This window comes from Nonomuraea sp. ZG12, assembly GCF_052068115.1.
In the GTDB taxonomy this organism is placed as follows: domain Bacteria; phylum Actinomycetota; class Actinomycetes; order Streptosporangiales; family Streptosporangiaceae; genus Nonomuraea.
In genome coordinates, this window is sequence record NZ_JBQHCW010000012.1 from 189,235 (window position 1) to 209,634 (window position 20,400).

Consider the following 20,400-nt stretch of genomic DNA (forward strand, 5'->3'; position numbering starts at 1 on the left):
ATAAGAATAAAACTCGCGTACGTTCTCGCAGATTGTTATCGCTAACAACGGGGGTGTCAATGCCTGTCGGTCACCTCCAGGAAACGTTCGGGTAACGTCCGGTCCCAGGTCAGCGGCGGGACCTGGCTGAGAACAGGCGCTGCAGGAGGATGAAGGCGAACAGCAGCATCCCGATGAAGATCTTCGTCCACCAGGGACTCAGCGTGCCCTGGTAGCTGATGATCGTCTGGATCAGGCCCAGCACCAGCACGCCCAGCACGGTGCCGAACAGGAACCCGGTGCCCCCCATCAGCATCGTGCCGCCGATCACGACCGCCGCGATGGCGTCCAGCTCCATGCCGACCGCGTGCAGGCCGTATCCCGAGAGCATGTAGAACGACAGCAGGACCCCGCCGAGCGCGGAGCAGAAGCCCGAGATCGTGTAGACCGTGATCTTCGTCCGGCCCACCGGCAGGCCCATCAGCACCGCCGACTGCTCGCTCCCGCCGGTGGCGTAGACCGCCCGGCCCAGGCGCGTGTAGTGCAGCACGTAGGCGGCGGCCAGCACCACCACCACGGCGATGACCACGCTCGGCGAGATCCACAGATCGGCGAACAGGTCGATCCTGGTCTGCGCGAACGCGGTGAACGTCGGGTCCTCGATCGGGATCGACTCCGTGCCGATCGTGTAGCACAGGCCCCGGGCCAGGAACATCCCGGCCAGCGTGGCGATGAACGGCTGGATGTCGAAGGCGTGGATCAGATAGCCCATGATCAGCCCCAGGGTGGAGCCGACGAGCAGCACGAGCGGGATCACCACGTACGCCGGCCAGCCCGGCCCGGCCATCAGACTGGCCGAGATCATCGTGGACAGCGCCACCACCGACCCCACCGACAGGTCGATCCCGCCGGTGAGGATCACGAACGTCATGCCGACGGCCACGACCAGCAGGAACCCGTTGTCGATGAAGACGTTGAGAATGACCTGCCCGCTGGCGAACCCCTCGTAGCGGATCCCGCCCACCACGAACATGGCCACGAACAGGCACGCGGTCACCAGGACCGGCACGTACTTGGCCGGGATGGTCCGGCCACCGCCCAGCGTCAGCGTCGTCATGCCGTCACCCGCGCCTTCTCCTCGGTCGCCGGCCCGGAGGGGGCCGGCCGCGCCGGCGTCCGGCGGCGATGGAACACCTTGTCGCGGAAGGCCTTGGACTGGATCAGGCAGACCACGGTCACCACGAGCGCCTTGAACAGCAGCGTGGTCTCCGGCGGCACGCCGATCGAGTAGATCGTCGTGGTCAGCGTCTGGATGATGAGCGCGCCGAGCACCGTGCCGCCGAGCGAGAAGCGCCCGCCCGCCAGCGACGTGCCGCCGATCACCACGGCCAGGATCGCGTCCAGCTCGATCCAGAGCCCGGCGTTGTTGCCGTCGGCGCTGGAGACGTTCGAGCTGATCATCAGCCCGGCGATGCCCGCGCACAGCGCGGCGAACGCGTAGACCATGACGATGATCCCGCGCGCCCTGATGCCGGCCAGCCGGCTCGCCTCGGCGTTGCCGCCCACCGACTCGATGAGCAGCCCGAGCGCGAGCCGCCGGGTCAGGAACGCGGTGACCGCCAGCACCACCAGCACGATCAGGATGCCGAACGGCACCGTCAGCCAGTAGCCGCCGCCGATCAGCTTGTAGGCGGGGTCGTTGACGGTGATGATCTGCCCGTCGGTGATCAGCTGGGCCAGGCCGCGCCCGGCCACCATGAGGATCAGCGTGGCGATGATCGGCTGGATGCCGACGCCCGCCACCAGGAACCCGTTCCACGCGCCGAGCAGCACGCTCAGGCCGAGCGCGAGCACCACGGCGGTGAACACCCCCGCGTCCTGGCTGATCTGCAGGCAGGCCAGCGCCCCCGAGATGGCCACCACCGAGCCCACCGACAGGTCGATGCCGCCGGTCGCGATGACCAGCGTCATGCCGAGCGACACCAGGATCAGCGGGGCGCCGAAGCGCAGGATGTCGATCAGGCTCCCGTACAGGTGCCCGTCGCGGACCTGGACGCTGAAGAAGCCGGGCGTGAACAGCACGTTGACCAGTAACAGCACGGCCAGGATCAGGACCGGCCAGAGCAGGCGTCTCATGAGGCTCGCCCTCCGCTCGCGATCGTCTCCATCAGCACGTCGGTGGTGAGCGCGTCGTCGTTGGGCAGCTCGGCGACGAGTCTGCGGTCGCGCAGCACGGCGACCTTGTGGCTGAGCCGCAGCACCTCCTCCAGCTCGGCGGAGATGAACAGCACCGCCACGCCACCGCCGGACAGCTCCGCCACCAGGCGCTGGATCTCCGCCTTGGCCCCCACGTCGATGCCCCGGGTGGGCTCGTCCAGGATGAGCAGCCTCGGCTCCAGGATGAGCCACCTGGCCAGCAGCACCTTCTGCTGGTTGCCGCCGCTCAGGTCGCGCACCAGGTGCTCGGGGTTCGGCGGGCTGATCTTCAGCGCCTTGACGTACTTGCCGACCAGCTCGTCCTGCTGCTCGCGCGGCACCGGCCTGGTCCAGCCCCTGGTCGCCTGCAGGGCGAGGATGATGTTCTCGCGCACGGTGAGGTCCGGGACGAGCCCGTCGGCCTTGCGGTTCTCCGAGCAGAAGGCGATCTTGTGGGTCATCGCCGCCCGGGGCGTGCGCAGCGGCGTGGGCTCGCCGCCGATGGCCACCTGCCCGGTCCCGGCGTGGTCGGCGCCGAACAGCAACCGGGCGATCTCCGTACGGCCCGAGCCCAGCAGCCCGGCCAGCCCCACGACCTCGCCCTCGTGGACGGTGAGCGTGAACGGCTCGATGGCGCCGGTGCGTCCCAGCTCGCGGGCCTCGACCAGCGGCCGGTCGAAGACCTTCGCCTCGCCGTGCAGCTTGTCCAGGGCTTCGAGCTCCTGGCCGATCATCTTCGACACCAGCTCCACCTGGCCGAGCTCGCTGGTGAGGAACTCGCCCACCAGACGCCCGTTGCGCAAGATCGTCATCCGGTCGGATATCGCGTAGACCTGGTCGAGGAAGTGCGACACGAACAGGATCGCGATGCCCTCGTCCTTGAGCCGCTTCATCACCCCGAAGAGGCGGTCGACCTCGTCGGCGTCCAGGCTGGACGTGGGCTCGTCCAGGATGAGCACCTGGGCGTCGACGTCCAGCGCGCGGGCGATGGCGACCATCTGCTGGATGGCCAGCGAGTAGGACGACAGCGGCGCGGAGACGTCGAGGTCGAGCTCCAGCCGGGCGAGCAGCTCCCTGGCCCTGGCTCGCATCCGTTTCCAGTCGATGCGCCCCAGGCGGCGCGGCTCACGGCCGATGAGGATGTTCTCCGCCACCGACAGGTTCGTGCAGAGGTTGACCTCCTGGTAGACGGTGCTGATCCCGGCCTGCCGGGCCTCCAGCGGGCTGCCGAACGCCACGGACCGGCCGGCCAGCTCGATGTCTCCGGCGTCGGCCGGGTGGACGCCGGTCAGCACCTTGATCAGGGTCGACTTGCCCGCGCCGTTCTCGCCCATGAGCGCGTGCACCTCCCCGGGCAGCAGCCGCAGGTCCACGCCGTCCAGGGCGCGCACGCCCGGGAACTGTTTGCCGATTCCGCTCATCCGCAGGATCGGCGCGGGTGCGTCCATCCGGCGCCCCTTCCCTTCTGTCCGACCGGGCCGGCCGTCACGACCGGCCCGGTCCTCTCGCCGGTCAGTACTCGCGGGTGGGCAGCGCGGCCTTGGCCTGCTCCTGGGTGAACGTCGTCTCCTCCGTCACCACGCGGGCCGGGATGCTCTCGCCCTTGATGACCTTCTGGGCCAGGTCCATGAGCTGCGGGCCGAGCAGCGGCGAGCACTCCACGATGAAGTTGATCTTGCCGTCGGCCAGGGCCTGCATCCCGTCCTTGACCGCGTCCACCGTGATGATCTTGATGTCCTTGCCGGGCACCTTGCCCGCGCCCTCGATCGCCTCGATCGCGCCCAGACCCATGTCGTCATTGTGCGCGTACAGCACGTCGATGTCCGGGGTGGACTTCAGGAACGCCTCCATGACCTCCTTGCCCTTGGCCCTGGTGAAGTCGCCGGTCTGCGAGGCCACGACCTTGAACTTGGGGTCGGCGGCGATGACCTCGGCGAAGCCCGCCTTGCGGTCGTTGGCCGGCGCGGAGCCCGTCGTGCCCTGCAGCTCGACGATGTTGACGGTGTCCTTGGCGTCCTTGTACTCCTCGACCAGCCACTGGCCGGCCTTCTTGCCCTCTTCGACGAAGTCGGAGCCGAGGAAGGTCTTGTAGAGGGTGGTGTCCTTGGAGTCCACCGCCCGGTCGGTGAGGATGACCGGGATCTTCGCGTTCTGGGCCTCCTTGAGCACGGTGTCCCAGCCGGACTCCACCACCGGCGAGAAGGCGATGATGTCCACCTTCTGCTGGACGAAGGAGCGGATCGCCTTGATCTGGTTCTCCTGCTTCTGCTGGGCGTCGGAGAAGCGCAGCGTGATCCCGCTCTTCTCGGCCGCGCTCTGCACGGACTTGGTGTTCGCGGTCCGCCAGCCGCTCTCCGCGCCGACCTGGGAGAAGCCCATGACGATGGTGTCGTCGCCGCCTCCTCCGCCGCTCTCGGTACCGCCGCCGCCGCTGCTGCTACTGGTGCCGCATCCGGTCAGCGCCACCGCCGTCAGCCCGGCGATCACCAACGCCGAGATCCTCTTCATCATGTGGGGGGTGTCCTTTCTTCAATGTGAGCGTTAACAAGCGACCGGGCGGAAACCGCCTCGCCATTTCCTGCTAGCGCCTGGCCGTACTGACTCGTGGGACGAACACGGGAGGGACCACGAGCCGCTCGGGCTCCCGGGGCCCGTCTCCCTCGATCTGCCGCAGCAGCACCCCGATGCTGTGCCGGCCGACCGCGCCGAAGTCCTGCCGGACGGTGGTGAGCGGGGGCGAGAAGAACTCCGACTCGGGGATGTCGTCGAAGCCGACGACGCTCACCTGCTCGGGCACCTTCACCCCCTGCTCGGCGAAGGCGCGCAGCACGCCCAGCGCCATCTGATCGTTGGCCACGAAGACCGCCGTGACGTCCGCCATGCTCGCCAGACTGCGCCCGGCCTCGTAGCCCGAGCGCGGGCTCCAGTCCCCGGCGAGCGGCTCCGGCGCCCGGCGGCCCGCCCTCGCCAGCGCGGCCCGCCAGCCGGCCACCCGCCCCTCGGCCTCCAGCCAGTCGGCGGGGCCGCGGACGTGCCACACGGTCTCGTGCCCCAGGGAGAGCAGGTGCTCGGTGGCGAGCCTGCCCCCCTCGACCTGGTCCACGCAGACCACCGCCACGTCGCCGGCCTGGCCGCCCTCGACCGCGACCGCCGGGACGTCGACCGCCAGATCGGCCAGCGCCTGAGCCGCCGAGCGCTGCGGCGCGACCACCACGATGCCGTCGACGCCCTGGTCCGCCAGGTAGTCGAGGGCGTCACGGACGCCGGCCCTGTCGATGGAGGTGAGGCTGACGATGCTGATGAAGTAGCCGGCCGCCCTGGCCGCCTGCTCGATGCCGTACACCGTGCTGGCGGGGCCGTACAGGGTGGTGTCGAAGCTGACCACGCCGAGGGTCCTGGAGTGCCTGGTGACCAGGGCGCGAGCGACGAGGTTGCGGCGGTAGCCGAGCTTGCCGATCGCTGCCAGCACCCGGGCGCGGGTGGCGCCGCGCACGTTGGGGTGGTCGTTGAGCACGCGGGAGACCGTCTGGTGAGACACTCCGGCCTCCTTCGCCACGTCCGCCATTACCGGCTGACGCTGCTTCTGGATGGCTGTCACCGCCGCCCCTTTCCGCGCTTGGGACGACTGTGAACGTTAACAAAGGGTCCCGTCAAGGGGCGCTCCGATTACGGTCGCGTTACGCGACGGCCCTTCCCGGTGGTCCTGCCCCGTCACATCGTCGCGGTGGAGTCCCGGATCACCAGGCGGCAGGTCATCCTGTGCACTCCGGGCGTGGCCTTGCCGCCCATCGCCGCGAACAGGTGCTGGGCGGCCGTCCTGCCGAGCCGCTCCAGGTCGGGGTCCACGGTGGTGAGCGGCGGGCGGGTCTCGGCGGCCAGCACCTCCCAGTTGTCGTAGCCGACCACCGCGAGGTCGTCGGGCACCCGCCTGCCCAGCTCACGGGCCGCTTCCACGAACCCGGCGGCGATCTGGTCGCTGCCGCAGAACACCGCGTCCAGCTCGGGCTCGGCGCGCAGCAGCATCTCCGCCGCGTGCCGGCCCCACCGCTGGGACCAGGTGCCCCACAGTGTCTGCCCGGTCTGCGGCACGCCCGCCTCGGCCAGCGCCTCCGCCAGCCCTTCGGCCCGGTCGCGGGCGGCCTTGTAGTCGACCGGCCCGGTGACGTGCGCGATCCTGCGCCGGCCCAGCGCGAGCAGGTGCCGCACGGCCAGCATCGCGCCACCCACGTCGTCGGGCACGAACGAGACGTCCGACGGGTCGTCGGAGGGCCCGTAGGCGTACACCACCGGCACCGGCAGGTCCTTGCTCAGCGACGGCCGCGGATCGGTCGACTCCCCCACGACGATGAGCCCGTCCACCCGCCGCGACAGCAGCGCGCGAAGGTGATGCTGCTCCCTGATCGCGTCACCGCGGGCGTCGCAGAGCAGCACCGCCATCTCGCCCGCGCCGAACGCGTCCTCCGCGCCGAGCAGCACCGGGATGCCGAACCGGCCGGCGCTGTCGGAGGTGAGCAGCCCGACCGTGCGCGTCTGCCCCGACAGCAGCCCCCTGGCCAGTGCGTTGGGCTGGAAGGCGAGCTGCTCGGCGGCGGCCAGCACCCGCTGCCGGGTCGAGTCGCGTACGTCCTGCCGCCCGTTGAGCGCCTTGGACGCCGTGGCGATCGACACCCCCGCCAGGGATGCCACGTCGCTGATGGTCGCCCGTTTGTCCACCATTATCGAAACCCTTTTCGGTCACCTGAAGGCCAGAGCAAACCCTAACAGCCATTGACACGCCCGCAGGTTTCTCTTACGTTTCCGAAAACCTTTTAGTCCACACGGGGGACCGAAGGAGTCAACCATGAGACCACGGCTCGCCGGGATGGCCATCGTCACCCTGTTAGCGCTAACAACAGCCTGTGGAGGCGGCGGGGCGCAGCAACCCGCCGACGGGCCCGTCACGATCACCATGTGGACCAGAGCCGCCACCCAGGCGCAGAGCGAACGGCTGGTCAAGGCCTACAACAGCGGCCACAAGAACCAGGTGAAGCTGACCGTCATCCCGACGGACAACTACCAGCCGCGCATCGCGGCCGCCGCGGGCGCCAAGCAGCTGCCCGACCTGTTCGCCTCGGACGTCATCTTCGTCCCCAACTACACCTCCCAGGGCCTGTTCCTGGACATCACCGACCGGATCGCCGCGCTGCCGTACAAGGACAAGCTCGCGCCCTCGCACATGCGGCTGGGCACGATGGACGGCCGGCAGTACACGCTGCCGCACACGCTCGACCTGTCCGTCTGGTTCTGGAACAAGGATCTCTACGCCAAGGCCGGGCTGGACCCCGAGCAGGGGCCCAAGACGCTCAAGGAGTTCGCCGAGCACGCCACCACGATCGACGAGAAACTCGGCCAGGACGGCAAGGTGCACGGCACCTTCTTCGGCGGCAACTGCGGCGGCTGCTACGTCTTCACCTTCTGGCCCTCCGTCTGGGCCGCCGGCGGCCAGGTCATGAACCCCGAGGGCACCGCCTCGCTGAACGACCAGCGGGCGATGACGGACGTGTTCGCGATCTGGCGTGATCTCTACGACAAGGGCGTCACCGGCCCGACCGCCAAGGAGGAGCAGGGGCCCACCTGGGCCGGCTTCTTCCCCAAGGGCGAGATCGGCGTCATGCCGATGCCGTCGACCACGCTCGGCCTGATGCCCGCCGACATGAAGATCGGCGTCGCGCCCATCTCCGGCCCCGACGGCGGCGAGTCCACCTTCGTCGGCGGCGACTCGATCGGGGTCTCCTCCACCACCCAGCACGCGGACGCCGCCTGGGAGTTCCTGTCCTGGACCGTCTCCGACGAGGCTCAGGTCGAGGTCATGGCCAAGAACAAGGACGTGCTCGCCCGTACGGACCTGTCCAGCAACAAGTACTCCGCCGAGGACCCCCGCGTGGTGCTGATGAACTCGCTGGTGGCCAAGGGCGAGACGCCGTACGCGCTGCGCTTCGGCCAGACCTTCAACGACCCGCAGGGCCCGTGGCTGCGGCTGGCCCGCGAGGCGGTGTTCGGTGACGCCGCGAAGGTCACCCAGCTCAACGCCGAGGTCACGAAGTCCTTGACGCAATGACCGTCTCCTCCCGGCCTGGCTCCCTACGGCCCGGCTCCCTACGGCACAGCAGGAAAGCCCAGGGCTGGCTCTACGCCGCGCCCACCGCGGTGATCGTCGGCGTGCTGTTCGTCGCGCCGCTGGTGCTGGTGGTCTGGATGTCGCTGAACCGCTGGCCCCTGCTGGGGCCGGCGACCTTCAACGCCCCGGACAACTACACCAAGATCGCCGGGAACCCGCTCTTCGTCGACTCGGTGCTCTTCACGCTCAAGTACACCGCGATCACCACCGTCCTGCTGTCGGCGGTCGCGCTCGGCCTGGCCCTGCTCGTGCAGGAGCGCAGGCCGGGCGTCGGCTTCTTCCGCACCGCGTTCTTCCTGCCGGGCGCGGTCGGCTTCGCCGCCGCCGCGCTGCTCTTCTACGGCATGCTGAACGCCGACTTCGGCCCCATCGACCCGATCCTGCGGACGCTGGGGCTCATCGACGAGCCGGTGAAGTGGATCGGCACGCCGAACATGGCGCTGTTCTCCACGATCACGCTGGTGCTGTGGCGCTTCGCCGGGTTCAACATGCTCATCCTGCTGACCGGCCTGCAGGCGATCCCGGTCGAGGTGTACGAGGCGGCCAGGAGCGACGGCGCGAACCGGTGGCAGATCTTCACCCGGATCACCCTGCCGCTGCTGCGCCCGACGCTGGCCCTGATGCTCATCCTCAGCGTCACCGGCTCCCTGCTCGCCTTCGACCAGTTCTTCATCTTCACCAACGGCGGCCCGGACAACAGCACGGTGTCCATGGTCATGGTCGTCTACCGGGACGCCTTCTTCCGCTTCGACCTCGGCGGCGCCGCGGCCCTGTCGGTCGTGCTGCTGGCCGGCCTGGTCGGGCTCAACACCCTCATGATGCGGAGACTGCGATGAGGAGGTACACCACGCTCTCGGCGCTGGCCGTGCTGTTCCTGTTCCCACTGCTGTGGAGCGGCTACGCCTCGCTGGAGAAACCGTCGAACTATCTCAAGATGGCCGCCTACGGCGAGGGGGTCGGCACCTACGCGACCAACAGCGTGCTGGTCTCGGTGATGACCGTCGGCGGCACGCTCCTGGTGTCGGCGCTCGGCGGCTACGCCTTCGCCCGCTTCGATTTCCCCGGCAAGAACCTGCTGTTCCTGGCCACGCTGGCGATCCTCATGGTGCCGTACGCGACCATCCTCATCCCGCTGTACGTGCTGCTCGGCTATCTCGGGCTGCAGAACTCGCTGGTGGGGCTGTCGCTGGTGTTCGTGATGTTCCAGCTCCCGTTCGCGCTGTTCATGATGCGCAACGCGTTCGAGTCCGTCCCGCGCGAGCTGGAGGAGGCGGCACTGGTGGACGGCTGCGGCACGTTCCGGGCGTTCTCCCGGATCCTGCTCCACGCCGTACGCCCCGCGCTGATCACGGTCGGCCTGTTCGCCTTCCTCGCCTCCTGGAACGACTTCTTCGCGCCGCTCATCCTGCTCAACGACGGCGCGTCGTTCACCCTGCCGGTGGCCGTGGTCAGCATGACGTCGGGCACGTTCGGCACCGTCGACTACGGCATGCTCCAGGCCGGCGTCATGGTCATGGCCATCCCCTGTCTCATCCTCTTCATCGTGCTGCAGCGCCACTACGTGCGCGGATTCATGTCAGGAGCTCTGCGTGGCTAACCCCGTCCTGCCCTCCTCGGGCGCGCTGTCCCCGCTCGGCCTCGACGCGGTACACCTGTCGCCCGGATTCTGGGGCGACCGCGTCGCGCTCAACCGCGAGGTCACCATCGCCCACTGCCAGGAATGGATGGAGCGCGAAGGCTGGATCGGCAACTTCCGGGGCGAGCGCCCGCGCCGGGGCCGCGAGTTCAGCGACTCGGAGATCTACAAGCTGCTGGAGGCGATGGCCTGGGCCGGCCACCCCGAGCTGCCGGCGCTGGCCGAGACGGTGGCCAGGGCGCAGGAGGGCGACGGCTACCTCAACACCCGCTGGAGCGGCAGCCGCTACACCGACCTGGAGTGGGGCCACGAGCTCTACTGCTACGGCCACCTCATCCAGGCGGGCGTGGCCCGGCTCCGCACCCACGGCCCCGACCAGCTGACCGAGGTGGCCGTGCGGGCGGCCGACCACGTCTGCCGCCGCTTCATGAGCGGCGCCCAGACGTGCGGGCACCCCGAGATCGAGATGGCGCTGGTGGAGCTCTACCGGGCCACCGGCGCCGACCGCTACCTGGAGATGGCCCGCCGCTTCGTCGAGCGCCGCGGCCTGCCCGCCCTCGGCGAGATCCACCTCGGGCGCGCGTACTTCCAGGACGACGTCCCCGTCCGGCGGGCGATGGTCTTTCGCGGGCACGCCGTACGCGCCCTCTACCTGGCGTGCGGCGCGGTGGACGTGGCCGTGGAGACCCGCGACGAGGAGCTGCTGAAGTCGGTCGAGACGCAGTGGGAGCGGACCGTCGCCCGGCGCACCCACCTGACCGGCGGGATGGGCTCACGCCACGCCGACGAGGCGTACGGCGACGACTTCGAGCTGCCGCCGGATCGGGCCTACGCCGAGACGTGCGCGGGCATCGCCTCCGTCATGCTGTCGCACCGGCTGCTCCTGGCCACCGGCGACGCCCGTTACGCCGACCTGGCCGAGCGGACCCTGTACAACGTGCTGGCCACCTCGGTGGCGCTGGACGGCCGCTCCTTCTTCTACGCCAACCCGCTGGCCGTACGAGTGCCCGCCGAGCCGCTCGCCGGGGTCGCCAGCCACGCGGCGGGGGGCGGGCTGCGCTCGCCGTGGTTCGACGTGTCGTGCTGCCCGAACAACATCGCCCGCACCCTCGCGTCGCTGGCCGCCTATGTGGCCACCGGCTCGGCCGGCGGGGTCCAGATCCACCAGTACACGCCGGGCGAGATCCGGCACGGCGACCTGGCCCTGCGGGTGGAGACCGGGTACCCGTGGACGGGCGGGGTGCGGGTACGGGTCCTGGAGGGCGGCAGCGCGCGGATCTCCCTGCGCGTCCCCGCTTGGGCGGCGGGCGCCACCCTCTGGTCCGGCACGCCGGCCGTCACCGGCGACGCCGGAGACCTCGGAGGACGTGGCGGGACCGACGGTTCGGACGCCGGGTGGGACGGCGGCTCGGATTCCGGGCGGCGTGACGGCGGTTCGGAGGGCGTGCGGGTGGTGGAAGCCGGTTATGTCGTGGTCGAGCGGGACTGGCGGGCGGGTGACGAGCTGCGGCTGGAGTTGCCGATGACGGCACGGTGGACGTATCCGGACCGGCGGATCGACGCGCTTCGCGGGTGCGCGGCCGTGGAGCGTGGGCCGCTCGTCTACTGCGCGGAGTCCGTCGGCGACGAGCCGCCTCTCGCCGAGATGGCCGTCGTGCCCGCGTCACCCCCCACCGTCGTGCCCGCGTCACCACTCACCGAAGTGACCGTCGTGCCGACGTCATCGCCCGCCGAAGTGACCGTCGTGCCGACGTCATCGCCCGCCGAAGTGACCGTCGTGCCGACGTCGCCGCCCGCCGAGCGCCTGGCGGAGGGGGCGGTGGAGCTGGAGGTCGAGGGGGTCGCCGGGTCGACGGACCCGGGCGCGTGGCCGTACGGCTCGGAGCGGGACGGCGAGCCGTACCGGCAGCGGCCCGCGAGCGAGGCCGGGACGGCGCTGCGGCTGATCCCCTACCACCGCTGGGGCAACCGGGGCCCCGCCACCATGCGCGTCTGGCTGCCCGTCGCCGACCGGGACGGCCCCGCCGGGGATCGGCGGGGCCGGGCTCGCTGACGGCGCCGGTCGTCAGGTGAAGTTGACGTCGCTGCAGATGTAGTAGGCCTGGTCCATGTGCGAGGCCTGCCAGATGGTGAACACCACGTGCCGTCCGCTGCGTCCCGGGGCGCTCACGTCGATGTTGATGTTCTGGCTGGGGGCGTACCTGCCGGTCTGGCGGACCAGTTCCAGGCTGCCCCAGGTCAACGGCTGCGTGGCGGCGTTGAAACCCTGGCGGGTGACGTAGATCCGGAAGTAGTCGGCACCGTGGCTGGCCTGGTCGTACAGGTGCGCGGTGAAGTTGGTGCCGACGTTGGTCATCTGCCACGCGCCAACGGCGTCCAGGGAGCGGTAGCGCCCGCCCTCGGTCCGGCCGCCGCTGCAGAGTTGACCGTCGGGGACCGCGGCCTGGTGGTTGCCTCCGACGTTGTTGCGGTACAGGCCGTTCCAGTTCCACATGGCGTTCGGGTTGTCCTGCCATGCCTGCCAGCACATGGGGTCCTGCTGCTGCATGTTCGGGTTGAGGTGGTCGTCGCCCCAGCGGTCCCAGCAGCTGTAGTTGCGGGAGGCGGGGTTGATGATCGACCCGTGGGCGGAAGCGGACTCCGCCCACGGGAGCAGGCAGAGCAGGGCCGCGGCCACGATGGTCAGGACGCGCAGTGCGCGGCGGGTGGCGCCGGCGGGCTCGTGATGTCGCATTGTGCGGTCTCCGTCTTTCCGGCTTGGGGGGTTCCGGGCTTTGGGAGCGCTCCCAACCACCGCTTCTGGCGAGTGGTCTGACCGTTACCTTCACCGGAGGCAACACTCACCGTCAACCGAAGGCGCCGGAGAGTCCGGGGGAAAGGATCTGGCGTGACCCCTCAGAGTCGGCATCGACCAGGCGAGACGCGGCGACGGAAGCGGGCCGCGTGTCATGAAATTTCGTGAAAACAACGGAAAGGCCGCCGACCAAGCCCATGGAACCTCCCCCGCCCTCCGGTCGTTCACCCAATAGACGATCTGGAGCCGAAGGAGGACCATGGGCTGGCACTACAGGAAGTCGATCAAGGTGGGCCCGTTCCGCGTCAACCTGTCGCGGCACGGTGTCAGCCACAGCTTCGGCAACCGCCGCTTTCACGTCACGACAGCACCCGACGGCCGCCGCCACGTGACGGTACGCCTTCCGGGAGGTTTTCAGGTGGGCAAGTCCTTCGGCAAGCGCCGCCGCTACCGGCATTACTGAGGGTCCACACCCTTCAGACCGGTCTTGGGGGACTCACGGCACGAGGAGGACGCGGCCTGGCTGGGAGCGCGGCTCGCCGCGTCGCTGCGGGTCATGGCCACCGGGCTACTGGCTGGTTTCTGGGCGAACTCCACGTTCGTTCCTTGTTCTGCCATAGCGTGATCGGTGACGCCGAAAGGATCTCCATGAAACGTACGACCGCCGGCATGTCCCTCGCCGCCGCGCTGCTGACCGGTTGCTCGATCACCATCCCGGAGCCGGACCAGAAGGGCATCGTGTACGACGCCGGCCTGTTCTCGGACACCACATTCCAGAACTGCGTCAACCCGGGGGTGCGCGATGTCTCCGGCCCGGGTGACCAGGGGTTCGTGTATCCGGCCGGGCAGCGGACCTTCGAGTTCGCCGCCGACCCGAACGACCCCGACGGGGCCAAGACCAAACCCGGGGCCGAGTCCGGGCCGCTGAGCATGTGGACCAAGGACCCGCTGGAGATGCGGGTCTCGGGCGTGGTCACGTTCTCGCTCACCAGCGACTGCAAGACGTTACAACGTTTCCACGAGCAGATCGGGCTGAAGTACGAGGCCTACACCGACGAGGGGTGGACCAGGCTGCTCAGCGTGTACGTGAGCCAGCCGCTCGACCGGGCCCTGGACGCGGCCAGCAAGGAGTTCGCCTGGCGCGACCTCACCTACGTCGACCCACAGGCCAAGCAGCAATGGGAGACGAAGGTCGCCGAGTTCATGACCCAGTTCCTGCGCGAGCAGGGCGGCGCCGCCTACTTCGAGAAGTTCTCCGTCACCCTCCAGCAGCCGCAGCCCCCGATCAAGGTGCGCGAGGCGATGGCCGCGGTGCAGCAGGCCGAGGAAGAGAACACGGCCCAGAAGGCCAAGAACGAGAAGGCCCGTACGGAACTGGAGGCGATCAAGGCGCTCAAGGACGTGCTCGGCGCGCAGGGCGCGGTGATGTGGCAGGCGATCAAGGACGGCCGGATCCAGGTCATCGTCTCCGACAGCGGCAACATCAACATCACCCCCGGCAACAAGGGCAACGGGAATTGACCTTGCAGAGGCTTTCAGGGGGCAGGTCTTTCGGCGAACGCCGCTCATTGGCGGCCCGCTGAGTCCTTCGAAGGTCAATAAAGGGGAAATATTTGGGTAGTCGTTGTTCCTCGCGATCTCTTGGAGGAATGCGACCATGGGCTGGAGCTACCGAAAGTCGATCAAAAAGGGGCCGTTCCGGCTGAACCTGTCCCGCCGCGGCGTGGGGCACAGCTGGGGCAACCGGCTGTTCCGCATCACGCACGGGCCGGACGGCCGGCGCACGCTGTCGGTCAACCTGCCGGGCGGCTTCCACTGGCGCAAACACCTCAGCAGCCGCTCACGGGGCTGAGCCTTCTTTCCCAGGCCGAGGACACCTCCTCCGAGGTGTCCCCGCCGGCTTCTCGTGCGTCCCCGCGCCGGCCTGGTCAGCGAGCGTCCGGCGACGTGGCGCGGACGAGGCGGGCGGCGAGCGAGCGCAGGTGCTCGACGAGTTCGGGCGGCTCGCGTACCTCGAACTCGCAGCCGAGCCCGGTCAGCCGCAGCGCGAGCCACTCCAGGGTGTCGCCGTGGCAGCGCAGCAGGCAGGTGTGCTCGTCGAGCTCCGACAGCTCGCCCACGTCCGCGCCGATGCGGCGGGACAGCTCCGCCATCGGCGCGTGCAGGGTGACGACGGCGGCATAGGTGGGCAGCAGCGAGTAGAGCTTGGCGGCGACGTACTCCCCCGCGTCCTCGGCGGGCAGGTCGCGTGGCGTGCTGCGGCCGCCCGTGGGCGTGACCTGCCGGATCCGGTCGATGCGGAAGATCCGCCAGTCGTCGCGGTCCCGGTCGTGCCCGAGCAGGTACCACCGCCGCCCGGCGGAGACGAGGCGGTGGGGATCGACGTGGCGGGCGCTGCCGGTCCCGTCCCTCGTCCGATAGCCGAACCGCACCCGCTCCCGGTTGGCGATCGCACCGGCCAGCGACGTCAGCACCTCGGGGTCCACGTCGTCCCCCACCGAACCGGGCAGCGATACGGTCGCGCCGCCCAGCGAGCTCACCCGATACCGCAGCCGCGCGGGCAGCACCCGCTCCAGCTTGGCCAGCGCCCGCACCGACGCCTCCTCGATGCCCCGCACCGGATTGCGCGCCGCCGTGGCCAGCCCGACCGTGATGGCCACGGCCTCCTCGTCGTCCAGCAGCAGCGGCGGCATGGCGGTGCCCGCGACCAGGCGATACCCGCCGTCGGCCCCCCGCGTCGCCTCCACCGGATATCCCAGCTCGCGCAGCCGCTCGACATCGCGCCGGACCGTACGCCGGCTGATCCCCAGCCGCTCGGCCAGCTCCCCGCCGGGCCACTCGCGCGGGGTCTGCAGCAACGACAGCAGGTTGAGCAAGCGGGACGAGGTGTCGGCCATGACGCCAAGAATGCCGTACCAATAGGCCAGGAACTGACCTATACCGCCTCTACGGTCGAGACCAGCAACACACCACCGACACAGGAGGCAGTCATGATTCCCGAGGGCTACACCACCGTCACGCCGTGGCTCATCTCCCCGGACACCGCCCGGCTCATCGACTACGTCAGGGCGGCCTTCGGGGCCGAGGAGCTCTTCCGCCTCGCCGGCGAGAGCGGCGCCATCGAACACGCGGAGGTCCGCATCGGGAACGCGATCGTGATGATGTTCGACTCGCCTCCGGAGTGGCCGCCGACGCCCGGCTTCCTGCGCCTGTACGTGGACGACGCCGACGCCGTGCACCAGCAGGCCGTCGCGGCCGGCGGCACCTCGGTCACCGAGGTCACCCACCTGCACTTCGGCGACCGCGCCGGCCGGGTCCGCGACCCGCTGGGCAATCTGTGGTGGATCCATACGAGGATCGAGGACGTGAGCGCGGAGGAGCTGGAGCGCCGCCTCACCGACCCGGTCTTCACCAAGGCGATGGAGTACGTCCAGAGCGCCGAGTTCTTCCCTGCCCGCGCCTGAGCTCGCAGGCGCCCGTCAGCGCCCGTCGCGCATGCCGAACAGGAACCGGGTGACCCGGGTGCGCCGTACCAGCAGGTCGTAGGCGGCGACGGTGAGCAGGAGGGAGACCGCCACGATCAGCGGGTACTTGACCGCGATCGGCGCGTCCAGCCTGACCACCCCGTACGCGACCGCGACCACGACCGGCTGGTGCAGGATGTACAGCGGCAGCACGGCCGCCGCCAGGTAGGCGTACACCCTGCGCCGGGCGCCGGGGCGCGGGGGCGAGGCGCTGGGGGCGGCGGCGCGGCGGTCGAGCAGGCCGAGGATCGCGACCAGCACCGACCACCCCGCCGCGCCGTACATCGCCCGCGCGATGATCGCCTGGAGCGTCATGTCGGTGAAGGGGTCGCCCCCGGCGAGCAGGAACAGGGGGAACCCGACGAGGAGCAGCGCCAGGCCGGCGAGGGCGGCCGGCCGCGCGTCGCGGCGCATCGCGGCCCGGAAGCCGGCGTCGGCGGCGAACACGAAGCCGTAGCAGAAGAACAGCAGGTACGCCCAGCGGCTCCATCCGGCGTACTCCTCCTCCAGTCCGGCCAGCGCGCACAGCAGCGACACCGGTACGGCGGGCAGCAGCGCCGCGCCCCGGTGGGCCGCCGCGGCGGCGAGCCGGTCGCCGATCCGGCGGGCGCCGGCGGCGGGGAACCAGCGCACCACGGGCGCGAGCATGAGGGCGAACACCAGCAACAGCACCATGAACCACAGGTGCCCGGTCTCGAAGTGCTCGCCCTGCAGCACGAAGGGGTATTCGGCCAGGTCGAGCCGCACGTCGAAGAAGCGCGGCAGGAAGGCCGGGTAGGACTCGTGGTAGCCGGGATCGGCCCGCAGCCGTAGCCACTGCGGCAGCGGGGCGAGGGCGAGCGTGCCGAAGACCAGCGGCACGCCGAGCCGCAGCAGCCGCTCGGCGGCGAAACCCGCCGGGCCGCGACGGCGCAGCGAGTGCCAGGCGCCGAGGCCCGCGATGAGGAAGAGCATCGGCATCGCCCACACCACCCCGAGCGCGGACAGCACGAACGTCGCGCCCGTGGTCTCGGCGTTGCGCACGTAGAAGTCGTCGTCGGCGGCGAAGACCAGCGCGGAGTGGAAGAACACCAGCCCGACGACCACCAGCACCCGGATGGAGTCCAGCTCGCTCCGGCGGGTGGCGGGGGCCGGGCCGGCTTCTTCCGGGGAGGCCGCCGGGCGCGGGTCAACGATCATCGGCCGGGGGCTTCGCGCCGGCGCGCGGCCACCACGGTCACGATGAGCAGGACGAGCCCCGGACCGAGCATGTCCTTGGGCCAGAACTCCAGCGGGCAGGCCGCCTGGACGCTCGCCACCACCCAGCTCACCACCCCGATGGCGGCGGCCGCGCCCCACACCGCCCAGCCCAGCCTGAGCCAGCGGGGCACCGCGGCCGGAGACGGCGCGACCGCCCCGGTAGCCGCCGGGGCGGCGGGCGGCAGGTCCGCCGTCAGGTGGTCCAGCTCGCGGCGGGTCACGGCCTGGAAGGCCAGGCCCAGCCGGTCGTCGAACTCGGTGAAGTCGAGGGAGCCGTCCTCCACCGCCAGGCGGAGCCTGCGGGCGGCGGACTCCCGGTCGCCGTCCGATGCCCGTACCTCGGGCTGTTCGTCCATCGTGCTCCCCCCTCTGTCAGCGGTGCTCAACGGTCATCCGGCGGCCTCGTGCCGCTCGCCGGCCAGGAAGGCGTCGATAGCGCCCTGCTCCGCCGGATCGACGGCGCGGTCCGCGCGCCACCGTTCGGCGATCACGGGCAGGTACGGTCGCGCGGCGTCGATGTCGGAGCCGGCCGTGAACCCGCCGACCATGTCCTGCCGCCACTGCGGCCCCGGCGCCTCGGGCACGGGGGCGGTGGCCAGGATGAGCCAGGTGCAGGCCACGTCCGCGGCCGGCGCGCCCCTGGCGGCGTTGGCCCAGTCGACGACCCGCGGCCCGTCACCGGTGCTGATCACGTTGGCCGGGTGCAGGTCCAGGTGGAGCAGGCGGTTGCCGGGGCAGCCCTCGGCCGCCTGGAGCCAGCCGGGCGCGCGTACGGCCGCCAGTGCCCGCAGCAGCTCGGCCAGGAGCCGGCCGTGCTCCGCGACGTCGCCGGGCCGCTGGAGCGCCAGATCCTTCAGGCTCGGCCCCTCCAGACGTTCCATCAGGAGGTCGGGCCCGTCGGCGTCGAAGACCTCCGGCGTGGGGAACCCGTGCCTGCGCGCGTGCCGCATGACGGACGCCTCGCGCTCCAGACTGCGGCCGTCGCGCGAGCGCTTGACGACCTTGCCGGCGCCCGCCTCGAAGACGAGGCAGTCGAGCCCGGATGCGATCAAAGTACCCACGCGCATATTTGTCAGATTAGGCAGTAAGGATGTCCGACCGGAATGGAAGGCCATTGGCCGCTTTTTCCCGCAACTTGTTGCCACCGGCCACATGGGAGTTCATCGCTATCGTATGGAGAACATCGCGCATATCGGCATTATTCAATTGCGAATGTGTGGCATCCGAGGAGGTGACACATTGCTGGTGGTAACCGATCTCGTCAAACGGTACGGCACAGTACAAGCGCTTGACGGATTCTCACTGAACGTCGCGGCCGGTGAAATCGTCGGGCTGGTCGGGCACAATGGCGCGGGCAAGACGACCTTTGTGGAAATCGTGTCCAACCTGATCCGCCCGGACAGCGGTCACGTGACCATCGACGGCAGAGCGCCGTCCGCCACGCGCGGGCAGGTCGGCGTCGCGCCCCAGCACATCGCGCTCTACCCCTCCGTCACGGTGCGCGAGCACCTGGAGCTCTACGGCAGGCTCGCCGGGCTGCGAGCGGCCGCGCTCCAGGCGGCCATCGACGACCTCGCCGGCATCCTGCGGCTCTCCGAGATCATGGACAGGAGGACCGGGAAGCTCTCCGGCGGCCAGCAACGGCGCACCCAGGCCGCGACCGCGCTCGTCCACCGGCCGGCGCTGCTGCTGCTCGACGAGCCGACCGCGGGCGCGGACCTGGAGACCCGGCAGGCCATGCTCGACGTGGTCAAACAGCGAGCGGGCGAGGGCGCGGCCGTCGTCTACACCACCCACTACCTGCCCGAGCTGACCGAGCTGCAGGCCACGATCGCGGTGGCGCAGAACGGCCGGGTCATCGCCAGGGGCACCTACGAGGAGCTGGCCAAGGATCTGCCGGGCGAGGTGCGGGTCGTCCTGGAGGACGAGGAAGAGATCGTCATGTCCACCACCGAGCCCACCGCGACCCTGGTGGACCTGCTGGGCCGCCTCGACCGCCCGATCAGCTCGGTCGAGGTGCGCCACCCGTCCCTGGACGACCTCTACAACTCCCTGGCGGTCCACCATGCTCGCTGACACCACGCTCGCTGACACCCGGCCACGCGCGCCACGCGCGGCGGGCGCGTTCGACGCGCTCTACCGGATCGCCGCCGTGGCCAGGCACAACATGATCATCCGGTTGCGCGACCCGGGGCAGGCGATCAGCTACATCGTCATGCCGATGGTGCTCATGCTGGTCCTCAAGCCTCTCTACGTGCGGGCGGTGGACGGCGGCGCGGCCCAGGTGTCCACCGGCCTCATGGTGATGTTCTCGGTGTTCGCGATCTCCCTGGCGGGCAACGCGATCCTGTCCGAGCGCACCTGGCGCACCTGGGACCGGCTGCGGGTGAGCAAGGCCGCCTCCGCGGAGCTGCTGCTGGGCAAGATCCTGCCGATCTTCGTGATCATGGTGGTGCAGCAGTCGGTGCTCCTGATCTACGGCGTCCTGGTCATCGGGCTGCCGGTGCCGGGCGCGCCGCACTACGTGCTGCTGGCGATCGTGATCTGGGCCTTCGCCCTGCTCTCGCTCGGCGCGCTGCTCGCCGCGATCGTGCGCAGCCACGGCGAGCTGAGCGTGATCTGCGACGTGGGCGCGCTGACCATCAGCTCGCTGGGCGGCGCCCTGGTGCCGCTCAGCATCATGCCCGAGTGGGCGCAGATGACCGCGTACGTCTCGCCCGGCTACTGGGCGCTGACCCTGATGCAGTCCGCGGTACGCGGCGACCTGGCCGGGATGCTGCCGTCCGCCGGGGTCCTGCTGGCGCTGGGCCTGCTGGCGGGCGCGTTCGCGGCCCGGCGGCTGGCGCGCGGCTGGGGCCGCGGCGGGCTGATCTGA

The 20,400-nt window shown here is 70.2% G+C and carries 21 protein-coding genes; 10 read left to right on the plus strand and 11 right to left on the minus strand.

Annotated elements, in window-relative coordinates; genetic code table 11:
• Window positions 1–109: 109 nt before the first annotated feature.
• The 6 genes from yjfF to ACTMTF_RS29470 all read right to left on the minus strand — a co-directional run bounded on the left by yjfF (window position 110) and on the right by ACTMTF_RS29470 (window position 6,891).
• Complete coding sequence (gene yjfF, locus ACTMTF_RS29445; protein ID WP_397003608.1) at window positions 110–1,096, minus strand: galactofuranose ABC transporter, permease protein YjfF; 987 nt, start codon at window positions 1,094–1,096, stop codon at window positions 110–112.
• Window positions 1,093–2,115 (minus strand): ABC transporter permease, encoded by a 1,023-nt coding sequence (locus tag ACTMTF_RS29450; RefSeq protein WP_441113584.1) that lies wholly within the window; start codon window positions 2,113–2,115, stop codon window positions 1,093–1,095. The genes yjfF and ACTMTF_RS29450 overlap by 4 nt, the downstream gene beginning before the upstream one ends.
• The gene (locus ACTMTF_RS29455) at window positions 2,112–3,623 is read right to left on the minus strand and encodes a sugar ABC transporter ATP-binding protein (protein ID WP_441113585.1); all 1,512 of its coding nucleotides are present in this window, start codon (window positions 3,621–3,623) and stop codon (window positions 2,112–2,114) included. The genes ACTMTF_RS29450 and ACTMTF_RS29455 overlap by 4 nt, the downstream gene beginning before the upstream one ends.
• Before the next feature lie 64 nt (window positions 3,624–3,687).
• On the minus strand, window positions 3,688–4,686 hold the full coding sequence (locus ACTMTF_RS29460) for an ABC transporter substrate-binding protein (RefSeq protein WP_441113586.1): 999 nt from the start codon (window positions 4,684–4,686) through the stop codon (window positions 3,688–3,690).
• A gap of 70 nt (window positions 4,687–4,756) precedes the next feature.
• Window positions 4,757–5,740, minus strand: a complete 984-nt coding sequence (locus ACTMTF_RS29465) for a LacI family DNA-binding transcriptional regulator (protein WP_441113611.1) — start codon at window positions 5,738–5,740, stop codon at window positions 4,757–4,759.
• Window positions 5,741–5,886: 146 nt separating this feature from the next.
• Entirely contained in the window at window positions 5,887–6,891 is a 1,005-nt protein-coding gene (locus tag ACTMTF_RS29470) for a LacI family DNA-binding transcriptional regulator (protein WP_441113587.1), read from the minus strand.
• Window positions 6,892–7,015: 124 nt separating this feature from the next.
• Between ACTMTF_RS29470 and ACTMTF_RS29475 the strand changes: the two genes are divergently transcribed.
• Genes ACTMTF_RS29475 through ACTMTF_RS29490 form a run of 4 tightly spaced genes read left to right on the plus strand, consistent with a single transcriptional unit; the run spans window position 7,016 to window position 12,021 of the window.
• Entirely contained in the window at window positions 7,016–8,272 is a 1,257-nt protein-coding gene (locus ACTMTF_RS29475) for an ABC transporter substrate-binding protein (protein WP_441113588.1), read from the plus strand.
• Window positions 8,269–9,168, plus strand: coding sequence for a carbohydrate ABC transporter permease (locus ACTMTF_RS29480; RefSeq protein WP_441113589.1), 900 nt, complete (start codon window positions 8,269–8,271; stop codon window positions 9,166–9,168). The genes ACTMTF_RS29475 and ACTMTF_RS29480 overlap by 4 nt, the downstream gene beginning before the upstream one ends.
• Entirely contained in the window at window positions 9,165–9,929 is a 765-nt protein-coding gene (locus ACTMTF_RS29485; RefSeq protein WP_441113590.1) for a carbohydrate ABC transporter permease, read from the plus strand. The genes ACTMTF_RS29480 and ACTMTF_RS29485 overlap by 4 nt, the downstream gene beginning before the upstream one ends.
• Window positions 9,922–12,021: a glycoside hydrolase family 127 protein gene (locus ACTMTF_RS29490; RefSeq protein WP_441113591.1), complete on the plus strand. Its 2,100-nt coding sequence runs from the start codon at window positions 9,922–9,924 to the stop codon at window positions 12,019–12,021. Before ACTMTF_RS29485 ends, ACTMTF_RS29490 begins: the two co-directional genes overlap by 8 nt.
• 12 nt (window positions 12,022–12,033) lie before the next feature.
• On the opposite strand, the gene ACTMTF_RS29495 is transcribed toward ACTMTF_RS29490, so the two are convergent.
• Window positions 12,034–12,702: a lytic polysaccharide monooxygenase auxiliary activity family 9 protein gene (locus tag ACTMTF_RS29495; protein WP_441113592.1), complete on the minus strand. Its 669-nt coding sequence runs from the start codon at window positions 12,700–12,702 to the stop codon at window positions 12,034–12,036.
• A 319-nt stretch (window positions 12,703–13,021) separates the two neighbouring features.
• On the opposite strand from ACTMTF_RS29495, the gene ACTMTF_RS29500 reads away from it, so the two are divergent.
• From ACTMTF_RS29500 to ACTMTF_RS29510, 3 genes are all read left to right on the plus strand, one after another.
• Window positions 13,022–13,225: a DUF4236 domain-containing protein gene (locus ACTMTF_RS29500; RefSeq protein ID WP_397003628.1), complete on the plus strand. Its 204-nt coding sequence runs from the start codon at window positions 13,022–13,024 to the stop codon at window positions 13,223–13,225.
• 185 nt (window positions 13,226–13,410) lie between these two features.
• Window positions 13,411–14,283: an SPFH domain-containing protein gene (locus tag ACTMTF_RS29505; RefSeq protein ID WP_441113593.1), complete on the plus strand. Its 873-nt coding sequence runs from the start codon at window positions 13,411–13,413 to the stop codon at window positions 14,281–14,283.
• Window positions 14,284–14,419: 136 nt separating this feature from the next.
• Window positions 14,420–14,614 (plus strand): DUF4236 domain-containing protein, encoded by a 195-nt coding sequence (locus ACTMTF_RS29510; RefSeq protein ID WP_397003631.1) that lies wholly within the window; start codon window positions 14,420–14,422, stop codon window positions 14,612–14,614.
• A 76-nt stretch (window positions 14,615–14,690) separates the two neighbouring features.
• Here the strand turns inward: ACTMTF_RS29510 and ACTMTF_RS29515 are convergent, their stop codons facing one another.
• Entirely contained in the window at window positions 14,691–15,659 is a 969-nt protein-coding gene (locus tag ACTMTF_RS29515) for a helix-turn-helix transcriptional regulator (RefSeq protein WP_441113594.1), read from the minus strand.
• A 93-nt stretch (window positions 15,660–15,752) separates the two neighbouring features.
• Between ACTMTF_RS29515 and ACTMTF_RS29520 the strand changes: the two genes are divergently transcribed.
• Window positions 15,753–16,226 (plus strand): VOC family protein, encoded by a 474-nt coding sequence (locus ACTMTF_RS29520; RefSeq protein WP_441113595.1) that lies wholly within the window; start codon window positions 15,753–15,755, stop codon window positions 16,224–16,226.
• Between the two features lie 15 nt (window positions 16,227–16,241).
• On the opposite strand, the gene ACTMTF_RS29525 is transcribed toward ACTMTF_RS29520, so the two are convergent.
• Genes ACTMTF_RS29525 through ACTMTF_RS29535 form a run of 3 tightly spaced genes read right to left on the minus strand, consistent with a single transcriptional unit; the run spans window position 16,242 to window position 18,592 of the window.
• Entirely contained in the window at window positions 16,242–17,465 is a 1,224-nt protein-coding gene (locus tag ACTMTF_RS29525; protein WP_441113596.1) for an acyltransferase family protein, read from the minus strand.
• Window positions 17,462–17,881, minus strand: a complete 420-nt coding sequence (locus ACTMTF_RS29530) for a DUF1707 SHOCT-like domain-containing protein (protein ID WP_441113597.1) — start codon at window positions 17,879–17,881, stop codon at window positions 17,462–17,464. The genes ACTMTF_RS29525 and ACTMTF_RS29530 overlap by 4 nt, the downstream gene beginning before the upstream one ends.
• A gap of 33 nt (window positions 17,882–17,914) precedes the next feature.
• Window positions 17,915–18,592, minus strand: a complete 678-nt coding sequence (locus tag ACTMTF_RS29535) for a phosphotransferase (RefSeq protein ID WP_441113598.1) — start codon at window positions 18,590–18,592, stop codon at window positions 17,915–17,917.
• Window positions 18,593–18,770: 178 nt separating this feature from the next.
• Here ACTMTF_RS29535 and ACTMTF_RS29540 point away from each other — a divergent pair, with 178 nt between their 5' ends.
• Window positions 18,771–19,601, plus strand: coding sequence for an ABC transporter ATP-binding protein (locus ACTMTF_RS29540; RefSeq protein ID WP_441113612.1), 831 nt, complete (start codon window positions 18,771–18,773; stop codon window positions 19,599–19,601).
• Window positions 19,591–20,400, plus strand: coding sequence for an ABC transporter permease (locus tag ACTMTF_RS29545; protein WP_397003643.1), 810 nt, complete (start codon window positions 19,591–19,593; stop codon window positions 20,398–20,400). Before ACTMTF_RS29540 ends, ACTMTF_RS29545 begins: the two co-directional genes overlap by 11 nt.

Excerpts from the sequence above, each read along its gene's own strand:
- ACTMTF_RS29460 (WP_441113586.1), bottom strand. The coding sequence starts at position 4,686 with ATGATGAAGAGGATCTCGGCGTTGGTGATCGCCGGGCTGACGGCGGTG.
- ACTMTF_RS29535 (WP_441113598.1), bottom strand. The coding sequence starts at position 18,592 with ATGCGCGTGGGTACTTTGATCGCATCCGGGCTCGACTGCCTCGTCTTC.
- ACTMTF_RS29505 (WP_441113593.1), top strand. The coding sequence starts at position 13,411 with ATGAAACGTACGACCGCCGGCATGTCCCTCGCCGCCGCGCTGCTGACC.
- ACTMTF_RS29485 (WP_441113590.1), top strand. The coding sequence starts at position 9,165 with ATGAGGAGGTACACCACGCTCTCGGCGCTGGCCGTGCTGTTCCTGTTC.
- ACTMTF_RS29470 (WP_441113587.1), bottom strand. The coding sequence starts at position 6,891 with ATGGTGGACAAACGGGCGACCATCAGCGACGTGGCATCCCTGGCGGGG.
- ACTMTF_RS29525 (WP_441113596.1), bottom strand. The coding sequence starts at position 17,465 with ATGATCGTTGACCCGCGCCCGGCGGCCTCCCCGGAAGAAGCCGGCCCG.
- ACTMTF_RS29450 (WP_441113584.1), bottom strand. The coding sequence starts at position 2,115 with ATGAGACGCCTGCTCTGGCCGGTCCTGATCCTGGCCGTGCTGTTACTG.
- ACTMTF_RS29510 (WP_397003631.1), top strand. The coding sequence starts at position 14,420 with ATGGGCTGGAGCTACCGAAAGTCGATCAAAAAGGGGCCGTTCCGGCTG.
- ACTMTF_RS29475 (WP_441113588.1), top strand. The coding sequence starts at position 7,016 with ATGAGACCACGGCTCGCCGGGATGGCCATCGTCACCCTGTTAGCGCTA.
- ACTMTF_RS29515 (WP_441113594.1), bottom strand. The coding sequence starts at position 15,659 with ATGGCCGACACCTCGTCCCGCTTGCTCAACCTGCTGTCGTTGCTGCAG.
- ACTMTF_RS29530 (WP_441113597.1), bottom strand. The coding sequence starts at position 17,881 with ATGGACGAACAGCCCGAGGTACGGGCATCGGACGGCGACCGGGAGTCC.
- ACTMTF_RS29545 (WP_397003643.1), top strand. The coding sequence starts at position 19,591 with ATGCTCGCTGACACCACGCTCGCTGACACCCGGCCACGCGCGCCACGC.
- ACTMTF_RS29500 (WP_397003628.1), top strand. The coding sequence starts at position 13,022 with ATGGGCTGGCACTACAGGAAGTCGATCAAGGTGGGCCCGTTCCGCGTC.
- ACTMTF_RS29495 (WP_441113592.1), bottom strand. The coding sequence starts at position 12,702 with ATGCGACATCACGAGCCCGCCGGCGCCACCCGCCGCGCACTGCGCGTC.
- yjfF (WP_397003608.1), bottom strand. The coding sequence starts at position 1,096 with ATGACGACGCTGACGCTGGGCGGTGGCCGGACCATCCCGGCCAAGTAC.
- ACTMTF_RS29455 (WP_441113585.1), bottom strand. The coding sequence starts at position 3,623 with ATGGACGCACCCGCGCCGATCCTGCGGATGAGCGGAATCGGCAAACAG.
- ACTMTF_RS29480 (WP_441113589.1), top strand. The coding sequence starts at position 8,269 with ATGACCGTCTCCTCCCGGCCTGGCTCCCTACGGCCCGGCTCCCTACGG.
- ACTMTF_RS29465 (WP_441113611.1), bottom strand. The coding sequence starts at position 5,740 with ATGGCGGACGTGGCGAAGGAGGCCGGAGTGTCTCACCAGACGGTCTCC.
- ACTMTF_RS29520 (WP_441113595.1), top strand. The coding sequence starts at position 15,753 with ATGATTCCCGAGGGCTACACCACCGTCACGCCGTGGCTCATCTCCCCG.